Here is a 3,967-nt window from a genome sequence, read left to right as displayed (position 1 = left end):
GCCCGCCAGGCTTTCAGGTCAGGTGCCATGCGGTTTATCCGGTTTACAACCAGATCAATCTTCATGGGATCATGAACTGAAACAATTACCCCGTTTACCAGGTTTTCGGAAACCCCTGAAAAAAAGCGGGCTTTGGATAAAGTAGTGTATAAAAGCGGCGTTGAATAACCTTTGGCATTTTTAGTAGTGACTCCTACAGTGGCTATTTTTCCGTTGATTTCGAAGGTCGTTCCCTTTTTTACATCGTAGTGAAAAGTCCTGTTGTCATAAAAATCGGCTGAAACGGTTCCCGGGGCAATCAGGTCCTGCATGGTACCAGAGTTTAGCAATTTATCCGAAGGCCCTGCCGCCATTTCAGGATAATCGCTTCCCACAACCATGGCAGGAGAATTATCCCCATTGGGAAACCTGATGCTAACATTAGCCATAACAATTCCATAGGCGCCATTAACTCCCGGTACACTGCGAAGCTGATTTACCCAATGTGTATCGAAAGGTGCCAGTTGGTTGGCATTATTTGTACGTTTGTTGACCACAAAAACCTGGGCATATTCCGGATTGGCATTGTTTACAATTCCCCCAATTAGCGAAGAAAGATAGAAAAAAATACCCAACTCCAGTCCAATCAGGTAAATGCTAATAATAATAGCCAGTAATATCCCCAGGCTCTTGGCCCTTTCGTAACGGATGAATTTAAAAGCAGTTGCAAACATGCTGTACTATTTGATCTGTATGGTACATTCTACTTTTGTGTTGATCAGCAGTGGCCTGGAAACAGAATCCAGTGATATTTCCACTTCTCTTACCCGGCGGTCTTCCAAATCGTCACGGCTGTCGGAGAACAAAGATTTTTTTTTCAGGTCAGCAGAAATATGAATAACCTTGCCGCTTGCTACCTGTTTATTTTCGCCGGAAAGGCGAACTGAGCATTTTTGGCCAAGGGCCAGCTTCCCTGCAAACATTTCATCAATTTCAGCCTGAACAATCAATGGCTTATCGGGAGCCAGGCGGGCATAAGTTTGATATTGGCTCAGGGCTTCTCCCGCTTTAGGGAGGATGTCCAATATAATTCCATCCATGGGAGCCTTGAGAGTGGTCTGCTGAAGGTTATATTTCTTTATTGCCTTTTGTGCGGATATTTCGTTGAGCTGTGACTGCTGCATGGCTAAATCATTTTCCAGCTTTTTCATCTCCTGTGACGCCTGGTCATAATCGTTTTGCAGCGTACGGACATTTTCACCGGTTGTTGCCCCTGATTTTAAAAGGTCCTTTGCATCGGTCAGCTTTCTCAGCTTATCGGCCATGGCTATTTTTTTTTGTTCGATAAGCCATCTTTCCGACTCAATGGATTTTTGCTGCGACGTAATTTTTTTGTCAATTTCCAAAACAGCTAACGCCTGCTCTGCATTAGCGAGTTGAATCAGTACCTCGCCTTTTTTTACTTTGCTGCCTTCAGCTACAGGTAATTCGGTAACAATACCCGAAGCAGGAGATGCCAGTTCGCTGATTCCCCCTTCAGGAATGATTTTACCGATACCGATTATTTGTGTAACGGGCAGGACTTCCTTTTCAGGTTGCCGGACTTGTTTTTTTGCACAACCTGCCATAATCAGGGTTACGAGCACAAAAATCAGTGTTTTGTCCATAATATGATATTTTTAATTATCAAAACTTTCTTTTAGGGGAGTTTCGCTTATGCTGCCATCTGTCACATAAATGGTACGGTCGGCATATTTTTTGAGCCGCACATCGTGTGTAACAATGATTACGGCACAGTCATTTTCTTTCAGTTTACACAGATTATCCATTACCTGAAGAGTACTTTTATGGTCAAGAGCGGCAGTAGGTTCGTCGCATAAGATCAAGCCGGGATTTGTAATCAACGCCCTTGCGATGGCAATGCGCTGTTGCTGCCCGCCACTCAGCTCACGGGGTAAATTTTTTATTCTGTCGCTCATTCCGAACTCATGAAGTAAATTCAGCGCTTTGTTCCTGGCTTCTTTACGGGGAACACCCTGCATCAGAAGCGGCAACATGACATTCTCAAGCCCGTTGAGTGGTGCAAGCAGGTTAAATCCCTGAAATACAAAACCAATCTTTTTGAGCCTTATTTCAGCCAGTTTATTTTCCGATAAAGTATTTACGCGTGTACCTTCAAGCCATACATCTCCCTGTGAAGGATAAATCACGCATCCCAGAAGAGAAAGCAACGTTGTTTTTCCCGAACCCGAAGGGCCCACAATAAGTGTAAGTTCCTTTTTACGAAATCCAATAGTAGTTGGCTGCAGGGCAATAATAGAGGTATCACCCGCCGTGTATGTTTTTCCTGCCGCTGAAAGACTTGCCGCTACTGTCATCTTATTTTATTTTTCGAGATGTAAATTTAATACAATATCGTTCTAATTTCAAAAATAAATTAAAAATTATTGTAAATATTTTAGATTATTAATACATTTATGTTCTAATTTAATTATTCATCCCATATGCGAACCAAAGAGTTGTTGCAGGAATTAATAGGATTGGTCGAAACTTTCGATGCTTCGGTTCCTGAAAGCGAGGCACTTACCCTGAATGATTTTATTGCCTATTTGAACCGCCTTCCTGTTCAGCGAAAAGACGACAAGATGATTATCAATATTTCCAAGAATGTAAGCCTGCTTCATCGCTATTCTAAATTTTATTTGAAGAAAGTGCTGAAGAATTCTTCGTTGCAGACCATTGACGAATACTCTTACCTGATATGTCTTTTTTATAATGAGAGCCTTACAAAGACTGAACTGAATAATATGAATGCCATGGAAAAGACATCGGGAAACGAAGTGATCAGGCGATTGCTGAAATCGCATCTGATAAAACAGCAGAAGGATCTGGCCGACAAGCGAAGTATGCGTGTTTCTATTACTGAACAAGGGAAAGCTGAGATAAATAAGATTTTTCCAGAACTATGCAAGGCTGCCATCCTGCTTTCGGGCCCTCTTTCAGATGGTGAGAAAGCAAGCCTTAACTGTTCGCTTTCGACCTTATGCGACTACCACTACAATATCTTTATCGGGCAGAAAAACGCTGGCATTGATGATATTTTGTCCGAAATGCCTAAAATTAAATCAACTGATTCATAATAACATTGATTAAAATATGTTCCAGATAATACAAAACGGATTGCGAAGCTGTATCATAATTAGAGTGTTATTTTAATTTTTTTAAAATCATACATGAAATATTGTATACAACTCGCTTTATCTGGAAATTTCTTAACAAAATATATTAAATTAATTTTTAATTTTCTACAAAATTATTTAAAATGGTATTTTTACAGACATTCATTTTGTTTATATACAGGTGTCTAACTTATCGTGGTAATAGCGGTCAAATATTTGTTTAGACTTATTTTTCGCCCAGTTATCCAGGCCCATTTTTTTGATCATGCACAAGTTGAATACTTTCAAATTATGCGGGAACCTGTCGGCTCCATCGGCTAAGGGTTGAAGTAAATCGCAAGGAAAATCGGAACAATCGCTGCAAAATTCAACCTTGTTTTTCTCAACACATTGATAAATCTTACATTTTCCGCTAAATCCATAATTTCTGAGAACCTGACAGTCGCCCTTGATATTCCTGCATCCTGTACAAACGACCTTTTCAGGGTCTAAATTCAATTTCGAAGCCATCATATGTTTTAGCTTCTCGTCATTAGAAGCTAAATAAAAATAACAATTAAAGCAATCCCTGCCGCAAGGGGCGGTTAAATTTTTATAATCCATGATATTAAACCTTTAGTGGAGAAAACAAAAAATTTGTGACAACCTTTATACAAATTTTTCCCAATAGTTTCTTCGTCAAATTTCCGGAATAATTCGGCAAGGCCGGCAGATTTAGCCAGTTCCTTATTCTCTATCGTCCTGCGGGATAACCTGGAAATTTCATTTCCAAATTGCCTGATCAACTGGTCTTTGTCAATTTTTGCAAT

General features: G+C 40.2%; 6 protein-coding genes. 1 reads left to right on the top strand and 5 read right to left on the bottom strand.

The features are described from left to right. The 3 genes from Q8907_13885 to Q8907_13875 form a co-directional block, all read right to left on the bottom strand. Nucleotides 1-713 (bottom strand): ABC transporter permease (locus Q8907_13885; GenBank protein MDP4275360.1); only part of this gene is annotated, 713 nt, incomplete at its 3' end. Nucleotides 714-719: 6 nt separating this feature from the next. Further along, on the bottom strand, nucleotides 720-1,646 hold the full coding sequence (locus Q8907_13880; GenBank protein MDP4275359.1) for an efflux RND transporter periplasmic adaptor subunit: 927 nt from the start codon (nucleotides 1,644-1,646) through the stop codon (nucleotides 720-722). A 12-nt stretch (nucleotides 1,647-1,658) separates the two neighbouring features. Then, nucleotides 1,659-2,357, bottom strand: coding sequence for an ABC transporter ATP-binding protein (locus Q8907_13875; GenBank protein ID MDP4275358.1), 699 nt, complete (start codon nucleotides 2,355-2,357; stop codon nucleotides 1,659-1,661). A gap of 126 nt (nucleotides 2,358-2,483) precedes the next feature. Here Q8907_13875 and Q8907_13870 point away from each other — a divergent pair, with 126 nt between their 5' ends. Next, nucleotides 2,484-3,119, top strand: coding sequence for a MarR family winged helix-turn-helix transcriptional regulator (locus Q8907_13870; GenBank protein MDP4275357.1), 636 nt, complete (start codon nucleotides 2,484-2,486; stop codon nucleotides 3,117-3,119). A 210-nt stretch (nucleotides 3,120-3,329) separates the two neighbouring features. On the opposite strand, the gene Q8907_13865 is transcribed toward Q8907_13870, so the two are convergent. Together Q8907_13865 and Q8907_13860 are read right to left on the bottom strand one after the other, a co-directional pair. Further along, entirely contained in the window at nucleotides 3,330-3,761 is a 432-nt protein-coding gene (locus Q8907_13865) for a DUF3795 domain-containing protein (protein MDP4275356.1), read from the bottom strand. Then, nucleotides 3,743-3,967 (bottom strand): hypothetical protein (locus Q8907_13860; GenBank protein ID MDP4275355.1); only part of this gene is annotated, 225 nt, incomplete at its 5' end. The genes Q8907_13860 and Q8907_13865, both read right to left, overlap by 19 nt.

Source organism: Bacteroidota bacterium (assembly GCA_030706565.1).
Classification (GTDB): domain Bacteria; phylum Bacteroidota; class Bacteroidia; order Bacteroidales; family JAUZOH01; genus JAUZOH01.
This window is presented reverse-complemented; position numbering and strand designations above follow the sequence as displayed.